The organism is Dermatophilus congolensis, assembly GCF_900447215.1.
GTDB lineage: Bacteria > Actinomycetota > Actinomycetes > Actinomycetales > Dermatophilaceae > Dermatophilus > Dermatophilus congolensis_A.
The window spans coordinates 855,247-879,595 of the sequence record NZ_UFYA01000001.1; the positions used below are offsets into that span (position 1 = coordinate 855,247).

The following is a 24,349-nucleotide window of genomic DNA, read 5'->3' on the forward strand; positions in this document are numbered from 1 at the left end:
GGAATTGGCCAGGATTACTGCAGGTGAGCCGTCGGTTGCAGTGGCTCGTTCAGCCCGTCACAGGGTCAGGCGTGCGACCCCAGTGCGACGATGTGCTCAGGTAGCCGGTCGTTGTTGCCGTACATGAAGTGGTTGCTCATGTTCTCTGAGAATCGGCTGGCCTCGGTGTATTTGCCAACGGCTTCAGCTACCTGACGTACCAGCATCGGGCTCGCGCCGCAGCACACGCCGAGGTAGTGGGCGCCGAGATCGAATGCTTCTTTGGCGAACGCCTCGATCTCGTACCGGTTGGTGTAGAGCGGGTCGAGGGCGGTGGGGAAAGCACGTCCGTGTGGCGAGGGAACGCTGGCAGAGACGTCGGAGAGGTTGAAGAAGGTGGGTTCTTCTTGGGAGGTGCGGTAGGGGATAGGTAGTGCCCCTACGTGGCAGGTCACTGCCTTTCGGATGGCGCGTAGCCAGGGCATCATCGTTTCTGGTCCGCGGAAGCAGTTCAGTCCTACTACGTCTGCGCCGCCTTGTTCTAAGCGGCAGGCTGTTTCGACAATGTCGACGCCGTCGGTCATTTCATTGGCGGCCATCGGTGCGATGGTGAGTACGACGGGCAGGCCGCTGCTTTTTGCTACTTCGAGGGCGGTGAGTGCTTCGCCTGCGTAGTAGAACGTTTCACCGATGATGAGGTCGGCGCCTTCGTCGACAGCCCAGCCCACCATTTCGGTGAACATGGCGCGTACTTCGGCTTGGGATGCGGGGTCTGCGGGGTCCCAGATATTGCTGTTGCTGATGTTGCCGGCCATGAGGTTGCCGGGGACGGCATCGGCGACGTTGCGGGCGATTTGCAGTGCGGCGCGGTTCAATGGTTCGAGTAGGTCTTCTTTACCGATGACGCGCATTTTTTCGCGGTGGCCGTTGTAGGTGAAGGCCTCGACGATGTCAGAGCCAGCGCGTTGGAAGTCCACGTGCAGGGCTCGTAGTGCGTCTGGATGTTCTAGGGCTACCTCAGGTACGAATTCGCCTGCGGTGAGGTATCCACGGCGTTCCAGTTCGAACAGGAATCCTTCTGCGCAGATCACGGGGCCTGCGTCGAGGCGTTCGACCAGGGTGGGCTGTTCACTCATTATTGCTCTCCTCGGCAATTTTGGAGCTTCACCACGAGGGAGCGGATGAGCCGCAGGTGTCGATGCGCGGGCGTGCCTGTTTGTGGGCATGCCTAAAGATGACGCCGCGGCCGTCCATCACTCGTGGATCGGCATATTGGTGACGGCGCAGGCGGTCTCCTGACTTTCAGGTCGAACGCTCTTCCTCAGCCTTCCCGGAGGGACTCCAGTGGCATGTGTGAGGTGGAGCTTCCTGATCACAGTGGCGAGGACCGTGCCGGTTTTTCACCGGCTTCCCGTTTCTGCGTCGTGTGCCCGGGAGTCTAAGCGTGACGCGGTTTTTCGTCTCATGCCCGACCGGATAACGGACAGGTGTGTACCGCGGCGAGAGGGGTTAGGAGTGTCTGGTGGTGGTCATGGGGACCTCGCCGATCGCTTCCAGTGGGCGGCGGCGCATGCGGTGGGGGAGGACGAGGTGGGCTGCTTCGTCGAGGTCGTTTTCGGTGATGGTTCCGCGTCCGTGCCAGGCTGCGAGTGCTTTGGCTGCGCGGAGCATCATGATGTCGGCGCGGTGTCCGTCAACACCTGCTTCCATGCAGGTTCGAGCTACGGTGTAGAGGTGTTCGCGGGGGACGGTGACGTCTTTGACGCGGTGCATTGCTCCGGCGATGCGGCGGGAGAGGCGGCGGGATTCTTCTTCCCAGCGGCAGACGAAGCCTGCGGGGTCGTCTTCGTAGGCTAGGCGGCGTTCGACGATTTGGATACGTTCGGCGATAGATGTTGACCCGTTGATGGTGACGCATAGGCCGAAGCGGTCGAGGAATTGTGGACGTAGTTCTCCTTCTTCGGGGTTCATGGTGCCGATGAGGGTGAACCGGGCGGGGTGGGAGAGGCTTACGCCTTCGCGTTCGACGGTGTTGACGCCCATTGCGGCTGAGTCCAGGAGTAGGTCGACGAGGTGGTCGTCGAGGAGGTTGACTTCGTCGACGTAGAGGATGCCGCGGTGTGCGGCGGCGAGCAGGCCTGGGTCGAGGCGGCGGGTTCCGTCTTTGAGGGCGTGTTCGAGGTTGAGGGTGCCGGTGATGCGGTCTTCGGTGGCGCCGATGGGTAGTTCGATGACGGGTACGCGGACGTTTTTGATGGGGGGTGTATCACCGAGGTTGGGTTCGAGATGTTCGCGTAGGTCGTGGTACTCCTCGGGGGAGAGGTGGAAGGGGGATCCGTCGATTTCGGGGTGGGTGGGGAGCAGTTCGGCTAGGGCGCGTACGGCAGTGGATTTGGCGGTGCCTTTTTCGCCGCGGATGAGTACGCCGGATAGTGCGGGGGAGATGACGGCTAGGAGGAGGGCTAGGCGCATTTCGTCTTGTCCGACGATGGCGGCGAAGGGGTATGGGGGGCGGTGCATGGGGTCTCCTGCGGGGGTGTGGTTAGTGGGGGATTTGGGTGCGGACGAGGTGGATGAGGTCGTCTGCGTGGAGTTCGTCGATGGTGTGGCAGGGGGCGTTGAGGGCGTGTGCGAGGGCGGCGGCGTGGCCGAGTCGGGCAGTGGTGGGGTTTTCGGTGTCGACGACTATCCAGCTGGTTCGGGGGTCTTTGCCGAGGTTGGTGGCGAGGCGGTGGGCTTGGTTGATTGCGCTGGGTGTGGGGTCGCCGTCGAGGTCGATGTTGGCGCAGCCGTCGCTGACGAGGATGAGTAGGGGGCGTAGTTCGGGGGTTTTGTGTAGGAGGTTGTGTAGGAGGCGGCTGGTGGTGGTTAGGGCGGTGGGTAGTGGGGTGGGGCCGCCGATGGGTAGGTCGGTCAGGAGGCGTCCGGCTAGTTCGATGGAGGAGGTGGGGGGTAGGAGGATGTGGGCGTTGCGGTGGTGGAAGGTGATGAGGGCGACGCGGTTGCGTTTTTGGTAGGCGTCGAGGAGGAGGGAGAGGATGGCGCCTTTGGCTGCGGTCATGCGGTTTTGGGCGCCCATGGAGCCGCTGGCGTCGACGATGAAGATGGTGCAGTTTCCGGGGTGGTGTTGGCGGATTTTTTCTTGCCAGTCGCTGCGTTTGATTTGGATGCGGCCGTGGGGGTTGTTGCGGGTGTGCTGGTGGGGTGCTGCGGCGCGGATGGTGGCGTCGAGGGCGAGTTCGCCGGTGGTGTTGGGGCGTGCTGGGCGGGAGCGGATGTAGCGGCCGCGGTGGGCGGTGGTGGGGGTGTTTTTGCGGCCGGGGGTGTGGGGGTTGGTGGTGTTGGTGGCCAGGGGGATGACGGGGAATGTGGTGCCGGGGAGGGGGATGAGGGAGCAGGTTGCGGGGGTATCGGTGTCGTTGTCGCTGGGGGTTGGGTCTGTGGTTGTGGGGGTGGGTTGGGGTGTGAGGGAGGTTCCTGTGGTGTTGTCGGGGTTGGTGGTGTGATTTTGTTTGTGGTTGGTGGTCGGTGGTGGGGATTGGTGGCTGGTGGGGTGGGTTTTGGGTGGGGTGTGGTGGGGGAGGTTGGGCAGTGAGGGTGAGGTGTGTGGGGTGGGTTGGGGTGTGTCGGTGGGGGTGGTGGGGTTAGGGGTGGTGTGGCTGCGGTGGGTGAGGACGAGGGAGGTGACGGCGTGGACGTCTTCGGTGGTGGCGTGGCGCCGTCCGTGCCAGGCGGCGTGGGCGCGAGTGGCTTGGGTGAGGACGATGTCGGCGCGGTGTCCGGCGACATGGTTGGTGGTGGTGATTGTGGTGATGAGGTTGTGGAGTTCGGGACAGAGGTTGATGTGGGGGAGTAGGTTGCGGGCGGCTTGTAGGTGGGTGGCGTGGTGGTGTTCGTGGGGTGCCCAGGTGTGGGCGAATGCGTGGGGGTTGTTTTCGTAGGCGAGGGTGCGTTCGAGTAGGAGGACGCGGGTGTCGAGGTCGGTGATGGAGGTGATGTCGACGCATAGCCCGAATCGGTCGAGGGTGTGATCGGGGAGGGGTCCTTCTTCGGGGTTCATGGTGCCGATGAGGGCGAATTGGGCGGGGTGGGTGCAGGAGATGCCTTCGCGTTCGATGCGGGCGGTGCCAGAGGCGGCGGCTTCGAGGACGAGGTTGAGAAGGTGTTCGTCTAGGAGGTTGATCTCGTCGATGTAGAGAGCGCCTTCGTGTACTTCGCTGAGGATGCCTGGTAGGGGGATAGGTGTTGCATGGGTGAGGGTGGCTTGGATATCGAGGGTTCCGGTGATGCGGTCTTCGGTGGCGCCTAGGGGAAGAGTGCGCATGATGCCGGTGGGTAGGTGGGCGGCGAAGGCGCGTGCGGCGGTGGATTTGGCGGTGCCTTTTTCGCCGCGGATGAGTACGCCGCCGATGTGGGGGTCGATGGCGAGGAGGGTGAGTGCGAGTTGGAGGTGTGGTTGTCCAACGATGGCGGTGAAGGGGTATGGGGGTGGGGGTTTCATGGGGTGGTTTGGGTGGTGGGGGTTATTGGGCGGGGACTTGGGTGTAGTAGGTGAATTGGTGGGATGGCATGAGGTCGGGGTGCAGGATGGCGATGAGGTCGGCTAGGACGAGGTCGGGGCGGACTGCTCCGCTTTGCCAGTAGTCGTTTCCGCCACCTTCGTTGATTCGTTTGGTGAATGTCCATACGTTGGCTTTTTTGACGGGGGGTAGGTTGGCGATGCGGGCGTCTTTGGAGATGGGGTCGTTGAGGGATTTCCATGGTGTGGTTGGTTCGGGGGCTAGCCAGGCTTCGGTTCCGGCTCCTCGGGTGAGGACCATTTCGAAGTCCATGGGGCGTGGTTCGGTGCCGTCGAGGTGTTCGAGGACGTATGTGCCGCCGGCGTCGAGGATTTCGTTAGCGACGTAGTTCTCGCGTCCGGGGGCTTGCCATTTTCCGTCGGTCATGGCGCCTAGCAGCACGGCGGGGCGATGTGGGACGTGGAGGGCTTTGGCGACGAGGGTGCGGTAGTCGGAGGCGATGCGTTCGAAGCGTGTGTTGGCTTCGGCTTCGGCATCGAGGAATAGGGCAGTGAATTTGGTCCATTCGGCTCGTCCGAGGGGGGTGCGTTCGAACCAGTCGGCGTAGGAGACGACGGGGATTTTTTCTTTGCGGAGTTTGGGGTTGGCGGGGTCGGTGGGTGTGGAGGAGATGAAGAGGTCGGGTTTGAGGGCGGTGATTTGGGCTGGGTCTGCGCCGGTGGCTGTTGGGGTGAGTTTGGTGATTTTTCCGGCTTTGATGGCGTCTTTGACTTTGCCGCCGCTGATTTTGTCGGCGTCGGTGACGCCGGCGAGGGCTTGGGATTGGTTGAGTAGTTGGAAGGGGGGCACGTGGCCGGTGGAGCCGGTGGCGGCTTTTTTGACTGGGATTGTCACTTTTTGGGCGGTGGCGAGGTCGCCGGTCAGTTTTGGTTCGGGGGCGCCGCATTGGGTGAGTACGTATTTTTGTGAGGGGCCGCCGGGTTTGGTGTGTCGTACGGTGACGACTTTGTAGGAGTTGAAGTATTCGACGTTGACGTTTTCTGCGTCGGAGAACTTCACCTTGTCGGGGAAGTAGTCCTTTGTGGGGTCGAATTTGTCGATGCAGGCTGCTTGGGCTGGTGGTGCCGATGGGGGGTCAGCTGGTGGTGTGGCGTTTTCTTGCGGTGTCGCGGCTGTGCCGTCCGGGCTGCTGCATCCGGTGAGTGCTCCTGTGAGGGCGAGGGTGAGTGCGAGCAGCGGGATTGAGGCGCGTAGACGTGACATCGCGTGCCTTCCTTGAAAGACCGTGGGGGCCGAGGAGGTACGTCGAGTTCCTAAGCGCGTCTGGGGCGCTGGTCGTGCGATGCACCAATCGTCCCTTCCATCGAGGGCGGATGCGAGAACTCGACGTGCCCCGAGATGGCCGGTGGTTTTCCCCGTAAAAATTAAGGGGGTCACCGTCGCGAGATGGTGCCGGTGGTACCTGGTAGCTCGAGGGTGTCGTGTTTTCGCGGCGGACGCCCCATGGTGGCATGAGGGGCTCAATGGAGTGGTGTTTCTAAAGGATCTGGAGACCGAGGTCTCAGGACGCTCTGCGCGAAAGTTCACTGCGTGTCTTCGTGACCTGCATGTTTGTGGAGTGTTGCGTCTGTTTAAAGTGTTTAGGTGCGTCGTAAAGTGGGACTACGGCATGGCGTACATAGCGGCGGGGTCGCCCCTAAACATCCCGGCCTCGCCGCCACGAAACACACAACCGCCGTAACGCACACATCAAAGAGGCGATAACGAAGGGAACACACATGCGGCGGCACCACAGCAGGAGACCCACGAGAAAAGCACCCCGATGGGTTATCGCCGCCGCTGCCGCGACCAGTGCCGCAGTGTTCCTGACTGCCTGCGCCCCCGGCTCATCCACCAATGGCAGCTCCACTAAAAAACCCGTGGTCTTGACTACGTTCACCGTGTTAGCTGACATCGCCAGCAATATCGCCGGGAACCACCTCGACGTACGCTCTATCACCAAACCTGGCGCTGAAATTCACGGCTATGAACCCACTCCCGGCGACATCGCTAAAGCATCTGAGGCTGACCTCATCCTTGATAACGGTCTCAACCTCGAACAGTGGTTCACCAAATTCGTTTCCACTGTGAAAACTCCCCACACCGTGGTCTCTGCAGGCGTCACCCCGATCAACATCACCGAAGACGCCTATGCCGGAAAACCCAACCCGCACGCGTGGATGAGCCCCAGCGCTGTCGAAACCTACGTGGACAATATGGTCACTGCCTTCAGCAAACTCGACCCCGCTCACGCCAACGATTACCGCGCAAACGGCGCCACCTACAAAAACGAACTCCGTAAAGTCCGCACCGATTTGACCACTACTTTGCACACTCTTCCCGAGAACCAACGCGCCCTGGTCACCTGCGAAGGAGCGTTCTCCTACCTCGCTAAAGACGCCGGGCTGACCGAAAAATACATTTGGCCCGTCAACGCTGAACAGCAAGCCACGCCCCAACAAATCACCTCGGTCATCGATTTCGTCCGCAGCAACAAGATTCCCGCCGTGTTCTGCGAATCCACCGTTTCAGACAAGCCCATGAAACAAGTCGTTGACGCAACGGAGACCACCTTCGGTGGCACTCTCTACGTCGACTCTCTTTCCGCCGCCGACGGGCCCGTCCCCACCTACCTCGACCTCATCCGCCACGATGCTAAAACCATCGCTGGCGCTCTTACGGGAAAAACACAATGACCCTTGCCGTTGACGTAACCAACGTTCACGTCCGCTACGGCGATATCACCGCTTTATCGGGCGCGACTTTGCACGTCATGCCCGGACGGATCTGCGGACTCATCGGAATGAACGGCTCGGGAAAATCCACACTTTTTAAAACCATCATGGGGATCACTTCCCACCATGAGGGCAGCATCAGTATCAACGGCTCCGACACCGCCACCGCCCGCCGTAATGGCTTGATCGGATATGTGCCCCAAAACGAAGACGTTGACTGGGCCTTCCCTATCAGTGTTCGCGACGTTGTCATGATGGGACGGTACGGGCATCAAGGATTCACCCGACGGCCACGCCCCACTGACCACGCCGCTGTTGATGAGGCTCTCGCCCGCGTCGACCTGACTGACCTCGCCCACCGCCAGATCGGTAACCTCTCCGGCGGTCAACGTAAACGAGCATTCGTTGCTCGTGGAATCGCGCAAGGAGCACGCATTCTCCTGTTGGATGAACCTTTCGCTGGCGTCGATAAACGTTCCGAAAAAACAATCGTGGACCTCCTCAAAAACCTTGCTGCCAGCGGCGTTACCGTCATCGTCTCTACCCACGACTTGCATGCCTTGCCTGATCTGGCTGATGAAGCCGCTCTCTTGCTGCGACGTACCCTCTTCCATGGTCCCGTCGCTGAGGCGTTACGGCCAGAAAACCTCACCCGCGCTTTTGGTCTCGACACCCTTCAAGAACAGTGGTGAACCTTGTGCTCAATTTCCTTCTTGAACCCCTTCACTACGAATTCCTTCTGCGTGCACTCGCTGCCACCACGATCGCTGCAGCGGTGAGTGGGTTTCTTTCTTGCTGGCTAGTTCTCATTGGCTGGTCCCTCATGGGGGATGCGGTCTCGCACGCTGTGCTACCTGGGGTGGTGTTGGCCTACATCCTGGGGATCCCGTTTGCGGTGGGAGCATTGGTGTTCGGGGTGTTAGCAGTAGCGCTGATCGGGGCGGTGCGTACCGGCAGCAGAGTGAAAGAAGACGCTGCTATCGGGATCGTGTTCACCACGTTGTTCGCTGCTGGGCTGGTATTGATCTCAGTCACCCCTAGCCACATGGACTTGCAGCATGTGGTTTTCGGGAACATCCTCGGCGTCGGTGACACAGACCTTATCCAGATTGGGTTACTGGCGGCGGTGGCTTTCGCTGTCTTGGTGCTTAAACGCCGTGACCTGATGCTGTTCGCGTTCGACCCGGTGCATGCTCAAGCAATCGGTCTGCGTCCTCGTGTCCTGTCCGGGATTTTGCTCACTTTGCTCGCATTCACTGCCGTGGTGGCGTTGCAAGTGGTGGGGGTGATCCTTGTGGTGGCGATGCTCGTGATTCCTGGGGCGACTGCTTATCTGCTCACAGACAGGTTTGAGCGGATGCTGCTACTTGCCCCGGCCACATCAGTGGCGTGCTCGGTGGTGGGGATTTACGTCAGTTTCTGGCTGGATGTTTCCTCTGGCGGCATCATCGTTGTGCTGCAAGGCTGCCTGTTTGGTGTGGTGATGCTGTTTGCGCCGCGGCACGGCGTGATATCGCGGTGGCTCATGAGAGGTAGAGCTGCTCACTCAGGTGCTGATGCCGCCTGTACTACCCAGACCGCGTCAGTTGCGGCGGCGCCCAGCACTAACGGGGCCTCATCATCATCGACGAAAACATTCACTGACCCCGAAAACGCAGCGCCCGGCACGTAGCGCACAACGGTTCCCACCCCGATACCGTGCCCGGCGAAAAATTGCAGCAGTTCTGGGTTTCTGTCACAGATCCGTACGACACGCAGATCCGTGGCTGCTGGAGCCTGGGTCAAAACAGTAGCGTCGGGGTGGGTGACGGCACCATCAGAACTCGGGATGGGGTCGCCGTGCGGATCATGGGTGGGGTTTCCCAGGTGTGCTGCTAGGCGCTCTACCAAAAGATCCGACACCGCATGCTCAAGGGATTCGGCTTCGGCATGTACTTCATCCCATTGGTACCCCAACGTCTGGACCAAAAACGTTTCGAGTAAGCGGTGGCGCCGCACCATCGCGACCGCATATGCACGCCCTGTGGGGGTGAGCGTCACCGCACCGTAGGGGGCATGTTCAACAAGCCCTTGGGCAGTGAGCTTACGCACTGCGTCAGAAGCGCTGGAGAGTTTCACGCCCACGCGCGAGGCTAACGCTGAAGCGGTGACAGGAGTGTTTGACCATTCCTGCAGACCCCAGATGGCTTTGAGGTAATTCTGTGAACTCGTCGACAGGGCGGAGACCGACATGTTGGCAGATTATCGGAACAGCAACAGTCGAAGTTAGAGCGCAGCGAGGTAGTCACTGACCCATCGGGGCTGATGCGACCGGTTGAGGTGTCCGTAAAAAATATGGGTATGCGAATACATCACTGTGATCAGCGTCACATTAAGGTATTTATATACCCGTATAGGAGTGACATGTAATACGTTGCTACGAAAGAAAAGTCTCCAGTGTAAAACTTACTAATTACTTATTTTTATCAGAATGAATTATTCAGCAACTAAAAACTGATGTGACCGAGAGAGATAGGTGGAGTGAGTACTCATCCTTGGATTCGCGCTGAAGGTGTCGTGAAGTTTTCCGATAGATGCACAGAGGGAAAACAGGCGCCGATTCTGGAAAATTGTTCCCTGGAAATAAAAGAGGGCGGATTAACGGCTATCGTTGGCCCAAGTGGCGCAGGTAAGACATCTCTCTTGTATTGCCTTGGGGGTTAGATAAGCCAAATAAGGGTACAGTGGTAATTAACGGCACTGATATATATGGCCTTAATGACGAGAAACGCACGCGCTTCCTGCGCGAAAATGTTAGTTTCGTCTTTCAAGATTATAATTTAATCGACTATTTAAGTGTTGAAGATAATATATGCCTCCCTCGTGAATTAGCAAAGAAGCACATCGACCCCGCCAGTGTGGATGATATCTTGCACCGTTTCGGCCTCCATGAAAGAAAAAACGCAAAAGTCAAGACTCTCTCCGGCGGTGAACAGCAGCGCGCGGCTCTATGTCACGCTATTCTCATGCGCCCATCTATTATTTTTGCTGACGAGCCAACGGGGGCACTTGATACTGCCAATACGAACACTGTTTTACATGTTCTCCAAGACATGGCAACGAAACACTGCTCGGTTGTCATGGTTACGCATGACATGGAATCCGCAGCATTGGCCGACAAAGTCGTTTTTATGCGTGACGGTTCCATTGAAAACATTACTGGCCCTACCAATGCTGGTGAAATAATGCGCGCTATGGTAAGACTTGAGGATAAATAAGAATGTACAAATATGCGCGCCGAGTACTAATGGCCAACTTTGGGGCTTGGGTGCCTGCTATGGCCACTATTGCAATAGTTACAGCGCTGGTCACCATGTGTTCGACACAGTTCTTTTGGACGCGAGACCCAAAATTCATCGACGCGGTAAATCAACAAAGATATTCATTATCTGAGTTTACAATTGTCGCCCAAACAATCTATATAGTTGTTCTTTTACTCGCATTTTTTTCTTTAACGGTTGTCGGAAAGTCAACAGTTGACTCGACTCGTCGAATATTCGCTCAGTGGCGCCTCATTGGAGCCACACCCCGCGATGTCCGTTTCGGCACCTACTCGATAATCGCCTTATGTTCACTTCTCGGGGCCGCCCCAGGGACTGTCCTGGGTACCGCACTTAGCTATGTCGTCGTTCCAGCTTTCAATCAACTCGCCGCATCGGGTTTTGATACACCTATCCTCCCGCCCTCATTGCTAGCAGTCGCAGCCTCATTCACTTTAAGTGTTTTTACGTGTTTTTTCGGAGCAATAGGGTCGGTGCGGATAGCTTCACGGGCAAGACCGATTGAGGTTTTCCGGAGCTCAGTCACTACTCAGAAAAGTAAGCAATGGTGGAAAATTCCTACTTTAGCTATATTGTTGCTGATAATCCTATCTATTTTGATCCTAGTTGGGGTTACCGATGGCATGAAGGTAGGCTTATCGTTCGTAGTGAACACTTCTCTGCATAATGGAATGATGGCTGTTATGTTTATTTTCCTTATGGGTAACAGTTCAGTCATATTCGTCTTGAAACTGTTAGGGAATCTCGCAGGGAAATCTGGCAGCGTTACGGGTCGACTAGCGGCACAAGCTGCATCTGAGCGCGCGGCATTCAGCGCGAATACAGTAGCGCCCCTGGCTGCCGGACTAGGAAGTATTGGGGTAATACTGGTTTCTATAGAATCTGCTGCCTCGATAATCAAAACTCTTGACAGCTCAAAAGCAGCAAACATGGTGGATACGCTAGTAATCGTGGCACTCATTGCTGTAGTGCTTCTCACTACTTCCGCAGCTGTTATTTCGCTCTCTTCAAGGCAAATGAGCCATGAGAGATCTTTGCTGAGAATCGCTGGGATGCCAAGAAAACAAATAACTATATGGTACCTCTGGCAAGGATTTTTGCTTTCTCTTACCGCAACGCTACGAGCGGCTTCCCCAATTTTAGTAGCCATGGTAACTGCAGCAATAAGTTCCGTTAGTTACGTTGGGCACCCAATCATCGTCTTCCCGTGGTTAGCAATAATCTTTGGTGTCGTTTCATGCTGGATAGTGCTCTTCCTTGTTCAATGGCTCCCCGCTCGCCGCTCACTATCCGAAGACATCGCCGTCGGCCTCCGATCAGAATAAAATCAACACAAGCCCCCGGAGATCTTGAAGGTTAAAGTCAACCAAAAGTTCTACTTTCTGTATTTTTTCCTTCCACAAAAGGGTTTCGTCGGGTACTTTCACCTGGTCACCTTCTTGGTGACACCGCACGTACAACACGGCCACACCCGCCCCACCGCAAGGAACACTCCGCGGGTGCGCCGACCACGCGCGGTCCACGATCCCCATAGGCGAGGGTCGGTGGCATCAGACCTGGTGCAGCCCGTACTCCGCCTCTGGGCAGAGCACGCGGAGGTACCCCGTATGACCCAGTCCATCGACATCTCAACGAGCCACGTAGGTGAACGCACCAACGTGCACCTCGCAGCGGCAGAAGCCGCCATCACACCGAATTACGCCCCTTTGCCGGTTGTGCTTGCCAGCGGAGAAGGCGCCTGGGTGACAGATGTGGATGGACGCCGCTACCTCGACGCGTTGGCAGGATACTCAGCCCTGAACTTCGGACACCGACACCCAGGACTCACCGCAGTCGCGCACGAACAGCTGGACACATTGACACTGACCAGCCGTGCCTTCCACTCCGACCGCCTCGCAGACTTCTGCACCGAACTAGCAGCACTGTGCGGTAAAGAAATGGTCCTGCCAATGAACACCGGCGCCGAAGCAGTCGAAAGCGGCATCAAAGTGGTCCGCCGCTGGGGATCACTGCGTAAAGGCGTCACACCCGAACACTCAAAAATCATCGTCATGGACGGCAACTTCCACGGCCGCACCACCACCATCGTCGGCTTCTCCACAGACCCCGACGCACGCGAGCACTTCGGCCCCTTTACCCCCGGATTCCAGGTAGTCCCTTACGGCGACGCCACCGCACTCGAAGCCGCGATCGATGAGCACACCGTGGCCGTACTAGTAGAACCAATCCAAGGCGAGGGCGGCGTGATCATCCCACCAGCCGACTTCCTCCCCACCGTGCGGCGCCTATGCACCGAACACCAAGTCTTGATGATCGCCGACGAAATCCAGTCAGGCCTAGGCCGCACCGGGCGCCTATTCGCATGCGACCACGTAGACGTAGTGCCCGACATGTACCTGCTGGGTAAAGCACTCGGTGGTGGAATCCTGCCCGTTTCAGCAGTCGTGGCCGACCGAGACGTGCTAGGTGTACTCACCCCCGGTTCGCACGGGTCAACCTTCGGCGGAAACCCATTCTCGGCAGCAGTGGGCCTAGCAGTGGTGCGCCTACTAGCAACCGGCGAATTCCAGAACCGCGCCAGCGAACTAGAACCAGTGATGCGAGAAGGACTCGACAAGCTCGTTGGACACGGCGTGGAAAACTACCGACTCGTGGGCTTGTGGGCCGGAGTCGACATCGACCCAGCCCTCATGACCGGTAAACAAGCCGCCAAACGTATGGCTCAAGAAGGCGTACTCGTCAAAGAAACCCACGGATCCACAATCAGGTTGGCTCCGCCGCTAGTTGTCACCGCCGAGGAAGTACGACTCATCACGGACACCCTGAAAAAGGTCCTCACCGACGCAGCAGTCACCTCCGAACAAAACTGACCCCCAGCAAGGCGGCCACCTCACTTCGCGGTGGCCGCCTGCGCTGGCCGGTGATCAAAAGTCCACGCCGGATCCGTACACAAACGCGCCAACCCCAACCCCGCACCAATAGAAATCAACAACAGCGCCACATGCGCTGTCTCACTGACACACTCGCTCATCGCACCCGCATTCAGGTGGTAAAGAGCCCGGTACATCAACGTCCCCGGCACCATAATGATCGCCGCCGGCACTGAAACCGTAATCCGCGGAACCTGCCCCAACTGGGCAGCCACCGCCGCCAACAACCCAATCACCAACCCAGCGGTGAAACACGCCGTCTGCGCAGGCACCGCGAAAAACACCAACACCATCCGAGTCAAGTTCGCTGCCGCACCAATCGCCCCAGCAAGAAACACGATACGTAACCGCGCATCGAACAACATCGCAAACGCAGCCACTCCAACAAAACCACCCACACCCCACAACAACACACTGGCCACTACCCCCAGTTCGTGCGGAGTCGGCACCGCTGGGGCCACACCCGTGATGGAAGCCAGAAACCACACCACACCCCCTGAAGTGACCACCACCGTCCCGGCATACAACAATCGTCCTGCCCCAGCCAGAAGATCCTGGTGAGCAAGATCAAGCAACCCCGTGTACAGCGGAAAACCAGGAACCAGATAAAGCACAGCAGTCACTAACCCAGCCCCCGGCGTAATCCCCTCCGCCCCCGTCAACGCAGCTAACCCGGTCGCCACCGCAAGGAACACCAGACACGACACAGCTGAACACGCCCCCACCACCCCCAACGGCGCCACATGACGACGCGTCAACGCCATCCGAACAGCTTGCCCCACCCCTGCCGACCCGATCACAGCCACCGCATCCCACACCCCAAAACCGTTCAGTAACGCGAACGCGGCGCACCCCACCCCTGCAGCCGCAGAGCGGGGAAACATTCCCCACCGGCGCACACCGCGCTGCACAGCCGTGATCCGTGCATCCACCTCCGCGGCCGTGACCCCTGGCCGTACTTGCGCCGCTACGCGCTCCAGCCCAGCGATCCGCCCCGCATCCACCCCCACGCTCGAAATCTCGCGCACCACGGTACGGAATTCCTCACCTCGCCGCGCTGTCAACGCAATAAACGTTGTTGTGATGCTGGCGTCCAGATGCTCAATACCTAAAACCGCCGCCACTTGCCGCATCGCTTGCCGCACGCGGTATGACCCTGTTCCTGCCGCAGCTAAATGACTGCCCAACCGCAACACGACCCGGACATCCTCACCGAGGGCATGCGCCGCATTAACCGGTTCACCCACCGAAAAACCTCTCGCCGAAACTTTTCGCCACGGCTTGCACGACGCCCGCCGCTCTCGTGGCAGACCGCGACCTCTCAGACTGTGCACCCCCAACCTACGACGCGAAGTTGAGAGCTACCCAGACCAGCCCACCCCAACCACACGAGTCATTCCTCACCCAATGGGCGAATAGAGAAGCTGATTGCGTTTACGTGGTGAGGAGTACCTGGGTGATGAGCAGCAGCCCACCAAAACTGAGCACGAAAACAACCATTGGCCACACGAACCGCACCCAGTGTGAGAACGAAATGTCAAGCATCTGCAAGGTGGCCATCACCAGCCCCGTTGGGGTGAGGAAAAGCATCGCGTACTGCCCCCACTGGTAGGCGCACACAATGATCCACCGGTCGATACCGACGGTGTCTCCCAGCGGCGCCATGATCGGCATCGCCAGCACTGCCAGCCCCGACGAAGAAGGCACCACAAACCCGAGAAAGAAAAACACGAACAGCATCGCCACGATAAAAAGTGGCCCATTCATGCCATGCACCAAATTCGATGCGGCATCGAGCATCGTGTCAGAGATGAGCCCGTTGTTCATGACGAGGTTGATACCCCGGGCCAGCCCAATAATGAGTGACACCCCCACCAGGCTGGAAGCCCCCGCAGTAAAGCTGTCAACGAGTTGTTTTTCAGTGAGTCGGTGCGGGCCGGTAGCAGCCAGAAACATGATGCCGATCGTGATGGCTAAGAAAGACGCCGCCATCTCTGGGAACCACCAGCCGCCCACCATCACGCCCCACACCATGAGCGGGAAAGGAACCACAAACAATACGAGAATGATTTTGCGGCGCCACTCAAAAACCACATGGCTACCGTCACCGGTTTCTAACTGCCAACGCGCCGCGAATTTTTCTCGGTCTGCGTACGTGTATGACGAGGTCGGGTCGGTTTTAATTTTGCGGGCGTACCACCATAGATAAGAAATCACAGCTACCGCACCAGCTGCGCATCCGAAAGCCCGCCACCAGATCCCCTCCGTGAATTGAGTTCCAGCGGCATTAGAGGCAATAACAACAGAGAACGGATTAATGGTAGAGAAAGTAGTTCCCATTGATCCAGCGAGAAAGATCGCGCCGACGCAGATGATGGCGTCATAGCCCATAGCGATAAAAATAGGTACGAGAATCGGGTAAAACGCGACAGCTTCTTCCTCAAGACCACACGACGTCCCACCCAACACCATCAAAACCGAAACTGTTGATACGAGAAGAAACTCACGCCCTTTGGTGCGTTGTGTGAGGGCGATCAGGCCAGCATCGAACGCTCCGGTTGCTTTCACTACGCCAATGAGACCACCGAGAATAAGGATGAACACGATGATGTCAGCTGCTTCGACGGTGCCATTAACCATGCTGGTTGTGATATCGGCGAGACTGGCTGGTTTTTGTTCTAGCCGTTCATAGGTGTGAGGGATGGAAACAGGTTTAGTGATCTCGCCGTCGGTGAATTTACTGACGTCAATTTTCACACCGAGCTTGTCAAGAGAGTTTTGGGTAGCAGGCAGGGATGTTTTTTGCCCTTGGGGTGAAGTGACAGCCAATGATTGGGATGGCTGATCGTATGTGAGCTTGGCGTAGGAGCCGGCGGGAACGATCCAGGTAGCAGCGACAGCCAAAAGCGTGAGCAGGAAAAGAATTGTGAAGGCAGATGGGAAAGACCATCGGCGCCCAGGCTTTGTGGTGGTCTGCGTGTCGTCTACTGCTGGGCTTGTCATCCTCGATCTCCCTACGTCGCACCCAAAGTTGCTACAGCCAGACTCAGCTTAGAGTGATCAAGAAGACCATGACAGGGAAATGTTGTGAGCGACATAGAATTCCAAGCTGTGTGTCGTTCTGGATGCGTTTTGTTGTTAGGGGTTCCGTGCGGGGTTGCTGGGCTTTTGTGTAGTGAAGTGGCGTATTACCTGACGGATTGGTTGAGCGGCATGGCTAGCCAGTTTGAGGTGTGGGGAGCGAAAGATTGAGTTACCCCTGTGGTGGTGCTGTATATGCTGGCAAGTCCTTTGGAATCTCTTGTGGCACAAGATGATTAGCTTCTAGTAATATTACTTTTAGGGAAAAAATTACCAACAAGGAAAAGTTGTGTGGAAATATTATTAGTTAATGTAGGTCTTCTATCTGCGCTTTTTATTCAATATTGCATCGGCAGGTTTTTGCCTGCCTTGCTTATATGGATTCTTCCTGCAACTTGTTTTGCCTGGGTTCTGTGGGCTCTTACACAGATTGCAGAGCCAACTTTATTCAACTACCTGGCACTAGTAGGCGGACCTCTTCTAGCTAGTTCTACAGGGCTTAAAGGCGTAAAGGCACGGAAAAAACAACCGACCTGCAGCGTCGCGGCTATCGAGAACTGAAAAGTGCGGCTCTCCTTCCCAGGGTAAGGGTAGGGGAGAGCCGCACTCGTGATAACTAATACACCTACCTAAATCAGGGGATAGCAGGGGTGGCATATGGCTCATGCGCCCGGTTGGCCACATCAGTGCTACGAGTTAAACGCAGCAAAATAACAACAGCCAACACGTTCATGGCGACAGAAACCAACGTGCCAACAAAAGACCCCGTTGTCGATTCAGTAACAACGCTCGCGCTGGCCGTTCCAGCTAAACCAGAGCCGATACCAACAATCATGTTGTTCACCGTGTGTAGTGCCACCGCCGCTTCCAAACCACCCGTACGCCACGTGAGATAAACGCAAGCAATCGCTGTTCCCCCAAGATCAACCAAAATCCAGAAATCTGTTGCTCCATGAGCTACGGCGAAAGTAACCGTGCTCACTGCTCCTGCAATAAACAAAGCCACCCGCGGATCCTTGAACCAAGAACCAACATTTTGCATCATCCACCCACGGAAGAAATACTCCTCGCCAGCTGCCTGAAGAGGCGTGATAAAAATCGCGATAAAAATAATTCCCAACAAATTCGGTTCAGGGTGGCTGCCCTCAGGGGCAGTTAAAAACTGCTCTACACCGATATAGACAACCCAAACCGGGAGGAGGGTAACAACGCAACGCAATGCCCACCTCCAACGGAACCGCCCGGCAACTGAATGAACCAAAGCAGCGCATCCCTTGTTTCCAAACCGTACGGAAATCAGAACACAAGGAATAAGTGCCGCAAGGACCAGATCAAATGAAATCATAGAGAAAAATGTGATCTCATTTGACCCGGGTTCCCATGTCTTCAGCTGTCTTTGAAGGCCCTCTGGTCCACCAGAAATCAACGCCAAAAGAAGAGAAAAAAGATAAGAGCGACAAAGCTTATAGTGATGGTTACTGTGATGATTGAAAAAGATACTAACGGTCGCCACCACTTATGGTTAGAGATATTCAATAAATGTTGATACTCCGCCCCAACGGGCGGGAGACGGTGAAGATCACCCTGCGGGACGCGGCCAGCGTTGACAGGTGAAGAAACACACGCACTGGACTGTGACGCAGAAGGCGTCGATGACTGCTTTCCATCTCTTAAGAATGCCTACCCACCAGACTGTTCTACGCTGGTCAAACCCAGTTTTTCACTCTCCGCTGATCATGAGATCCACCACGTGTCAAAACCATCTCCAGCCAGCCATGGCACTTACCCCACACAAACGAATCAGCAAGCAAGTTCCACAGTCACTCCCCAGAAAAAATGCCCACAGAATTCCACGAAAGAAAAGTTTTACCCAACGAAGCAAAACACGAACAGCCCGTGAAAACGTGCACGCATTTTTCACACACTTCTCCGACCAACCCGGGGGAGTAGCAGCAATATGAGAAATACAGCAGTCCCCTATGATGATCCGGATCGGTGACCACCCCAAGGCGGTCTGCAGGAACCCGGTGCGAACCCGGGGCTGACGCGCAACGGTATGGCGGACCACCCCGACCGAGCCCGATACTGTCCGATCTGTTTGTAGTTCCGCGCGATACAACGGACAACGAAGAGGACAAAGAGTGCCGCACACTCCCGTGAAAACCGCACCCAACACAGCCGAGACCACCCTCACCCATCTCCTGCAAAAAGCTGGGCACACTAACCCCGCCTGGACCTGGGGAGAATCCGTGAACGTCGCCTGCACACCCTCGCCAGAAACAGAGGCCCGCTCAGCAACCAGCATGACCGATCCGGATGTGGCACGAACCGTTATCGAAGAACACGCAGCTTCACGCGGTATTCCCCCCAACCGTCATGCCGCCTCTCTTGTTTTCCAGCGTTACTGCCACCGCTGGTGCGCAATCACTTCGTGGGCATGGGCACTAACCGGCTGCGTCCTAGACGTATCCGCAGAACGCTGCGCAACAACATTCGACAACGGCTCACCCGTAGCAATCTGGATTGGCCACCTACAAGGCGCAGAAACAGACAGCACAACGCTAGTCGATGTTGTTTTCGAACAGCACCTCATGCCCATCGCCTACACGTTCCGCGATGTCGCCCGGTTCTCGATAGCAAACGCCCGCGGAAACGCTGCCGCCTCACTCGCTGCCGGATTCCGGTTCGCCTCAACAACCCTTCCCGCTGAAAAAGTGCTCGACCTAGCCGAATCGGTGTTCACCCACCCCGCACTCCAACGCTCCGGGACCTTCCGGGTAATCAACGACAGCCTTAACAGTCGGGTGTTCTTCGACCGGAACACGTGCTGCCACTGGGACACCGTCCCCGACGGACAGCTGTGTTCATGGTGCTCCAAACGAACGCACGAAGACCGGACCGCGCAATTCACTGAAGCTCTCGCTGCGCAATAGCGCCCCCATAGCCTCTGCAGATCACCAGCGCTGCGCAATGCGCGCAATCAACACCTCAGGCACAAAGAGCGGCGAAGATGTCGGGAGCTGACCCCTCTGCAACTACCCGACCATGCGAGAGCACAACACCTCGGTCGGCGAACGCTTCAGCTTCAGAGAAGTCCGCTGCGGACGTGACGATCGCGGCGCCACAATCACGCAGCTCACAGAAAAACTGCCACATGTCACTGCAATCCTCGGAAGCTAAGCCACTGGTGGGCTCATCAAAAATAAGCAGGCTAGGGCGGCCGATACACGCCAGCGCTACGGCAAGGCGTCGCCGCCATTGCCCCGCAAGTTCCTCCACTGGGCAGTTTCGGTAGGGGCTTAGCCCCAACCGGTCGACGATCGTGGCTACCGATCCTGGGTCGCGGTAGAGAGCTTCAGCTGAGCGGATAACCTCTCGTACTTTCAGCCCTGTAGGTAGGCGTGATTTTTGTTGCTGTATTCCTACGTGGAGCCGAGCTTTGAAAGAAGTAGCGGGGATGTTGCCGTGGACGAGTGCTTGGCCGCAGTCTGGGCTGCGTAGTCCGGCCAGGATTTCCATAGTGGTTGTTTTGCCGGCACCGTTGGGGCCTACGAGCGTCAGGATTTCCCCTGGTGTCACATGCAGAGACAGATCATCGACTGCGATGACAGAGCCGTAAGTTTTGCGGATCGAGCGAAGCTCGCCGGCAGCTGTGGTGTTCGCTCTCATTTGCTCAGATTGACAGCAGTGTTGTTGAGCAGCAACTTCCCACGTCGTCTCGTGGTGGAGGCGCCTGTTAATGGTTGGTCACATTAGGGGGTGTCTGTGCGTGTTTGTGCAGCAGGAACCCACACCGTGTCCCGTTTGGTTTGCGTGTCCACCGTGCTGCGAGGCGTCTACGCTGCCCTTTAACGCATTCTCTTGCAGCAAAGGATTTCGCACATGTCTAGCGAACACCCCTCCACTGCGGCTTCACCGTCTGCTTCGGCTGGGACGATGAATAGCCGCCACCTCGTGATGATGAGTTTGGGGTCAGCTATCGGCGCAGGCCTTTTTGTTGGGTCGGGCGCCGGGATCACTGCGGCAGGCCCAGCGGTTCTTGTTTCTTATCTCGCGGCTGGGATTGTCGTCATGCTCATCATGCGGATGCTTGGCGAGATGGTGGCGGAGAACCCATCCAGTGGGGCGTTTTCTGTGTATGCCGAGCGGGCTTTAGGGCCAGCGGTGGGTTTCGCGATGGGGTGGCTGTGGTGGCTGCAGTTGGTTGTTGTGATCGCTGCGGAAGCGACAGCGGCAGCGCAGATCCTTGTCGGTATCTGGGGTGGGGTTCCGCAGTGGGCGTTGGCGTTGATTTTCATGGTGTTGTTCACGCTGATCAACCTGACCGGGGCGAAGAATTTCGGTGAGTTCGAGTTCTGGTTTGCTCTGGTGAAGGTGGGCGCTGTGATCGCCTTCTTGTTGATCGGGGTGGCATTGCTGGTGGGGTTGCTGCCGGTTCCTTCGCCCGGGCTGACTAATTTGACCGCGCATGGCGGGTTCGCTCCGCAAGGCTTGGGCGGTATCACTGCTGGTTTGTTGGTGGTGATTTTCGCGTTCGGTGGTATCGAGATCGTCGCGGTTGCTGCTGCGGACTCGGATGACCCTTCTGCCAACATTGCTCGCGCTATGCACACGATTTTGTGGCGGATCCTCGCGTTCTACATGGGGTCTGTGGCGATCATGGTGTTGGTGCTGCCGTGGAATAGCCCTGATTTGGCGGGCACACCGTTCGTAGCTGTTCTTGATCACGCTGGGCTTCCCGCGGCGGCTTTGATCATGGGTTTGATTGTTGTCATTGCACTGTTGAGTGCGTTGAACGCCAACCTTTATGGCGCTTCACGCATGATCCATTCGTTGGCTGAGCGCGGGTATGCCCCGAAGCGGTTGACACGGATTAACAACCGTGGCGTTCCGGTGGCTGCTGTGTTTGTGTCGGTGGCGTTCGGGTTCGTGGCCGTGTTCTTGAACTACGTGTGGGCAGAGAAGATCTTGTTGATTCTTCTCAACATCGTTGGTGCCACCATCATCGTCACGTGGGCCGTGACGATCTGCAGCCACATCGTGCTGCGCCGCCAACTGGAAAAAGAAGGCAAACGGCCACGGTTGCCGATGTGGTGTTTCCCGTGGCTGTCGTATGCGGCGTTGGTTGCATTGGCTGGGGTTGTGGTGTTGGGGATGTCGGCACCAGATGTGCGGGTGCAGTTCCTCGGCACTGCTGCGGCGATGGCCGTGCTGGTTGGGGTTGGGGTGGTGTTCACCCGCAACCGTGCCCGAGAAAACGCGTGAATCGCTGTCTCCTCTAGGGGTGGGGCAGTAAAAGCCCCGGGGGAGAGGTAAACGATGTGGCGGTGCCCAGTTGGGTGCCGCCACACCGCTATTACCTAGCTCAGGGGTACTCGGGTGCGGCAGGCACGGCGATGGCGCTGGGAGCACGTAATCTTTCCCCATGCAGGTGCAGCGTTTCCTCACTCCCGGATCTGACACCGAAACAGCCCTCGAGGCTGGGCGTGACATCCGTACTGTTCTTCGACGCGGGGAGCACGGCGAACTCGCTCTCCCGCCGCACCGGGACCCCATTGCCGTTATCGAAAAAACCCACTCCACTCGCATCGCTGACCTTATTGGCGTGCGTGTGGCGCGGATGACCCAATCTGTTTACGCATATTTCCGCGGCACAGTTGATGTCATGACCGGGGACCTTGCCGCAGGTCCACGCACTGGCGTGCACATCGTCATCGACGCCGACGCTCACCTGGGAAACTTCGGCCTCTACGCTTCCCCGGAGCGCCGAATTGTTTTCGACCTCAATGATTTCGACGAAGCAGGCGTAGGTCCGTGGGAATGGGACATTAAACGTCTAGCCACATCCCTGGCGCTGGTGCAGCGCTCCAAAGGCGTCCCTACCGAAATCATCAACGACGACATTGTGGCCCTTGTCACCACCTACGCAACCTACCTGCGCACCCTGGTCGAAGCTCGCGCCACCGATCGCTACTTCGCCTCCGTTGATGCCGGATGGTTCAGCTCCGGCGGTACACGCGTACTTAACAAAACCGTCGAGAAAGCCCGCCAACGCACCTCCGAGCAAGCCCTAGACCGCATCGGCATGCGGCACGAAGAATCGGGCCGCCTCGTCCTTAAAGCAGACCCGCCCCTGCTCATCCCGCGCAGCGAGAAAGGACTAGCCAACGCTGCCCGCCGTTTCGAGGACTACCGCTACACCCTGCTCACCGACCGGGCACTACTGCTTTCCCAATACCGCGTCAATGACGCCGCCCGCCGCGTAGTCGGTGTCTCCAGCGTGGGCACGCACTGCTCGATCGTGCTCCTGCAAGGCCCCAACGGCGAGCCGCTGATCCTCCAATCAAAAGAAGCACTGCCATCAGTGCTCGAAACCCAGGCAGGCATCACCCAAGCAGACATGCCAGGCGTGATCACCTGCGGTGCAGACACCGACCAGCGAGACCGCTACTGCCGCCGAGTCACCGAAGGGCAGCGGGTACTGCAAGCCACATCCGACCCGTTCCTTGGCCGTACCGTTGACCCAGATGGCCGTAACCATTACTGGCGGCAATTCCGTGACCACAAAGGCAGCGTCGATCTAGGAAAAGCAACACCGCACGAAGTGCGCATGTACAGCGCACTGTGTGCCCAGCTGCTAGCCCGCGCCCACGCGCAAAGCCCAGACGCAGCAGCCGCCTCAGGATATTTGGGTGGCTCGGGCGGCGGATTCACGCACGCAATAGCCGCGTGGGCTGCCGCCTACGCAGACGTCATCGAGGGTGACTTCCGCGTGTTCACTGAAGCGGTCAACGATGGCCAGTTCCCCCTCACGGAAGAAAACCCCGCCTAGGGTGTGTGCTCGCTGGCCGCGTCAGGCGTTCAAAGCCGCGCGGCGAGCGAACAACGCATCCATCGCCGTGCTCACAGCTTTCTCCGCGCGGCGGATGTCATCTGTTGCTTCGTTAACGGACTGATGCACAGACAAATCAGTAAAGATGTTGTCGAACCAGATATCCACCGCCCGATCAAACTGGGAAACCACGGCCCCATCCACCTCAGGAAGCCCCGCATCATCCAGATCCCGAGAGAAACGCTCACACGCCGAAGCCGCAACCCGCAGATGTGCCACAGTTTTATCGAGGGCATCGTGTTTAACCAGCGAAGAAACCATCCCGCCACCAGCGAAGGTGTCCCATGTAGACCAGTCCTGCGCCGCACTCAAAGAATCCCGAGCCCGCGCCAACGCCTCCTGCGCAACCTCCCCGGACTCCAATGCCTCATCAATTCCGCGGCACTCCCGCAACCGCACAAGTTCACGGGTCGCGCTCTCTGCCCGCGCAGCCACAGCCGAATCATTACGCCCAGCCTCCACCACCGCGGCAAGTGCTTTCTCATATGCAGCTTCAGAGTCACCAAGAGCTTCCAACTGACTCTTCACGGACTGCTCCTCACGCAACAACCGCCCCAACTCTTCCCGAGCAGCGTTGATGCGGTATCGGGCACGCTCAGCCTCAGCCTTTTCCTTACTCAGATCCGAAGCATGCGTACCCCGCAACGAAGAAATCACATGCGCAAACGAAACACGCTCTAACCGCTTCACAGCACGTTCCTCATCCTGCAGCTGCAGCCGCGCCGCGACAACATTCCCTTCCGCTTCGGTGATGCGCTCAGCTAACGCGCTACGCCGACGACGGAGCAGATCGCTCTCAGCCTTGGCAGCCACGGCCGCGTCCAACGATGCGAGGACGTCTGAGGTCATACAC

The 24,349-nt window shown here is 57.8% G+C and carries 20 protein-coding genes, 1 pseudogene and 2 riboswitches; of the genes and pseudogenes, 11 read left to right on the top strand and 10 right to left on the bottom strand.

The annotated features are described in order from the left end of the window. Positions 1 to 65: 65 nt before the first annotated feature. From DXZ77_RS03675 to DXZ77_RS03690, 4 genes are all read right to left on the bottom strand, one after another. On the bottom strand, positions 66 to 1,115 hold the full coding sequence (locus DXZ77_RS03675; protein ID WP_115030037.1) for a homocysteine S-methyltransferase family protein: 1,050 nt from the start codon (positions 1,113 to 1,115) through the stop codon (positions 66 to 68). A gap of 132 nt (positions 1,116 to 1,247) precedes the next feature. Then, a riboswitch (cobalamin riboswitch) is annotated at positions 1,248 to 1,436 on the bottom strand. A gap of 52 nt (positions 1,437 to 1,488) precedes the next feature. After that, positions 1,489 to 2,499 carry a magnesium chelatase ATPase subunit I gene (locus tag DXZ77_RS03680; RefSeq protein ID WP_115030039.1) on the bottom strand — a complete coding sequence of 337 codons (1,011 nt, stop codon included), beginning with the start codon at positions 2,497 to 2,499 and terminating at the stop codon, positions 1,489 to 1,491. Between the two features lie 22 nt (positions 2,500 to 2,521). Further along, positions 2,522 to 4,480 carry a VWA domain-containing protein gene (locus tag DXZ77_RS03685; RefSeq protein WP_115030041.1) on the bottom strand — a complete coding sequence of 653 codons (1,959 nt, stop codon included), beginning with the start codon at positions 4,478 to 4,480 and terminating at the stop codon, positions 2,522 to 2,524. A 22-nt stretch (positions 4,481 to 4,502) separates the two neighbouring features. Continuing rightward, entirely contained in the window at positions 4,503 to 5,762 is a 1,260-nt protein-coding gene (locus DXZ77_RS03690; RefSeq protein ID WP_115030043.1) for an ABC transporter substrate-binding protein, read from the bottom strand. A 515-nt stretch (positions 5,763 to 6,277) separates the two neighbouring features. Between DXZ77_RS03690 and DXZ77_RS03695 the strand changes: the two genes are divergently transcribed. The 3 genes from DXZ77_RS03695 to DXZ77_RS03705 are packed head-to-tail and all read left to right on the top strand — an operon-like array spanning position 6,278 to position 8,945. Then, positions 6,278 to 7,234, top strand: coding sequence for a metal ABC transporter substrate-binding protein (locus DXZ77_RS03695; RefSeq protein ID WP_115030045.1), 957 nt, complete (start codon positions 6,278 to 6,280; stop codon positions 7,232 to 7,234). Further along, positions 7,231 to 7,965, top strand: a complete 735-nt coding sequence (locus tag DXZ77_RS03700) for a metal ABC transporter ATP-binding protein (protein ID WP_115030047.1) — start codon at positions 7,231 to 7,233, stop codon at positions 7,963 to 7,965. Before DXZ77_RS03695 ends, DXZ77_RS03700 begins: the two co-directional genes overlap by 4 nt. After that, a complete protein-coding gene (locus DXZ77_RS03705) occupies positions 7,962 to 8,945 on the top strand; it encodes a metal ABC transporter permease (protein ID WP_115030049.1) in 984 nt (327 codons plus the stop codon). The genes DXZ77_RS03700 and DXZ77_RS03705 overlap by 4 nt, the downstream gene beginning before the upstream one ends. On the opposite strand, the pseudogene DXZ77_RS03710 reads toward DXZ77_RS03705, so the two are convergent. Continuing rightward, positions 8,903 to 9,505 (bottom strand): annotated as a pseudogene (locus DXZ77_RS03710) (metal-dependent transcriptional regulator); the annotation flags it as partial. The gene DXZ77_RS03705 and the pseudogene DXZ77_RS03710 sit on opposite strands and share 43 nt — an antisense overlap. A 324-nt stretch (positions 9,506 to 9,829) precedes the next feature. Here DXZ77_RS03710 and DXZ77_RS12370 point away from each other — a divergent pair. The 4 genes from DXZ77_RS12370 (at position 9,830) to rocD (ending at position 13,463) form a co-directional block, all read left to right on the top strand. Beyond that, positions 9,830 to 9,976 carry an ATP-binding cassette domain-containing protein gene (locus DXZ77_RS12370; protein ID WP_258553305.1) on the top strand — a complete coding sequence of 49 codons (147 nt, stop codon included), beginning with the start codon at positions 9,830 to 9,832 and terminating at the stop codon, positions 9,974 to 9,976. 20 nt (positions 9,977 to 9,996) lie between these two features. Continuing rightward, on the top strand, positions 9,997 to 10,530 hold the full coding sequence (locus DXZ77_RS03715; RefSeq protein ID WP_258553106.1) for an ABC transporter ATP-binding protein: 534 nt from the start codon (positions 9,997 to 9,999) through the stop codon (positions 10,528 to 10,530). 59 nt (positions 10,531 to 10,589) lie between these two features. After that, the gene (locus DXZ77_RS03720; RefSeq protein WP_258553107.1) at positions 10,590 to 11,918 is read left to right on the top strand and encodes an ABC transporter permease; all 1,329 of its coding nucleotides are present in this window, start codon (positions 10,590 to 10,592) and stop codon (positions 11,916 to 11,918) included. A gap of 282 nt (positions 11,919 to 12,200) precedes the next feature. After that, positions 12,201 to 13,463 carry an ornithine--oxo-acid transaminase gene (gene rocD, locus DXZ77_RS03730; RefSeq protein WP_115030055.1) on the top strand — a complete coding sequence of 421 codons (1,263 nt, stop codon included), beginning with the start codon at positions 12,201 to 12,203 and terminating at the stop codon, positions 13,461 to 13,463. A 20-nt stretch (positions 13,464 to 13,483) separates the two neighbouring features. Here rocD and DXZ77_RS03735 read toward each other — a convergent pair whose 3' ends face one another. Both DXZ77_RS03735 and DXZ77_RS03740 read right to left on the bottom strand, forming a co-directional pair. After that, positions 13,484 to 14,770, bottom strand: coding sequence for a threonine/serine exporter family protein (locus DXZ77_RS03735; protein ID WP_181816019.1), 1,287 nt, complete (start codon positions 14,768 to 14,770; stop codon positions 13,484 to 13,486). A gap of 187 nt (positions 14,771 to 14,957) precedes the next feature. Then, positions 14,958 to 16,526, bottom strand: a complete 1,569-nt coding sequence (locus tag DXZ77_RS03740; RefSeq protein ID WP_115030059.1) for a YfcC family protein — start codon at positions 16,524 to 16,526, stop codon at positions 14,958 to 14,960. 84 nt (positions 16,527 to 16,610) lie between these two features. On the opposite strand from DXZ77_RS03740, the gene DXZ77_RS12025 reads away from it, so the two are divergent. Further along, positions 16,611 to 16,775, top strand: a complete 165-nt coding sequence (locus tag DXZ77_RS12025; RefSeq protein ID WP_181816020.1) for a hypothetical protein — start codon at positions 16,611 to 16,613, stop codon at positions 16,773 to 16,775. A gap of 463 nt (positions 16,776 to 17,238) precedes the next feature. Here the strand turns inward: DXZ77_RS12025 and DXZ77_RS03745 are convergent, their stop codons facing one another. After that, complete coding sequence (locus DXZ77_RS03745; protein WP_147279186.1) at positions 17,239 to 18,117, bottom strand: CPBP family intramembrane glutamic endopeptidase; 879 nt, start codon at positions 18,115 to 18,117, stop codon at positions 17,239 to 17,241. A 463-nt stretch (positions 18,118 to 18,580) separates the two neighbouring features. Further along, positions 18,581 to 18,712, top strand: a riboswitch (cobalamin riboswitch). Between the two features lie 33 nt (positions 18,713 to 18,745). On the opposite strand from DXZ77_RS03745, the gene DXZ77_RS03750 reads away from it, so the two are divergent. Beyond that, entirely contained in the window at positions 18,746 to 19,537 is a 792-nt protein-coding gene (locus DXZ77_RS03750) for a hypothetical protein (RefSeq protein ID WP_147279187.1), read from the top strand. Positions 19,538 to 19,592: 55 nt separating this feature from the next. On the opposite strand, the gene DXZ77_RS03755 is transcribed toward DXZ77_RS03750, so the two are convergent. Beyond that, positions 19,593 to 20,273, bottom strand: coding sequence for an ABC transporter ATP-binding protein (locus DXZ77_RS03755; RefSeq protein ID WP_115030065.1), 681 nt, complete (start codon positions 20,271 to 20,273; stop codon positions 19,593 to 19,595). Between the two features lie 213 nt (positions 20,274 to 20,486). Here DXZ77_RS03755 and DXZ77_RS03760 point away from each other — a divergent pair, with 213 nt between their 5' ends. Together DXZ77_RS03760 and DXZ77_RS03765 are read left to right on the top strand one after the other, a co-directional pair. Further along, positions 20,487 to 21,869, top strand: a complete 1,383-nt coding sequence (locus tag DXZ77_RS03760) for an amino acid permease (protein WP_258553108.1) — start codon at positions 20,487 to 20,489, stop codon at positions 21,867 to 21,869. A 160-nt stretch (positions 21,870 to 22,029) separates the two neighbouring features. Then, positions 22,030 to 23,436 carry a DUF2252 domain-containing protein gene (locus tag DXZ77_RS03765; RefSeq protein WP_115030069.1) on the top strand — a complete coding sequence of 469 codons (1,407 nt, stop codon included), beginning with the start codon at positions 22,030 to 22,032 and terminating at the stop codon, positions 23,434 to 23,436. A 21-nt stretch (positions 23,437 to 23,457) separates the two neighbouring features. On the opposite strand, the gene DXZ77_RS03770 is transcribed toward DXZ77_RS03765, so the two are convergent. Further along, a complete protein-coding gene (locus DXZ77_RS03770) occupies positions 23,458 to 24,345 on the bottom strand; it encodes a hypothetical protein (protein WP_147279188.1) in 888 nt (295 codons plus the stop codon). Between the last annotated feature and the right edge of the window lie 4 nt (positions 24,346 to 24,349).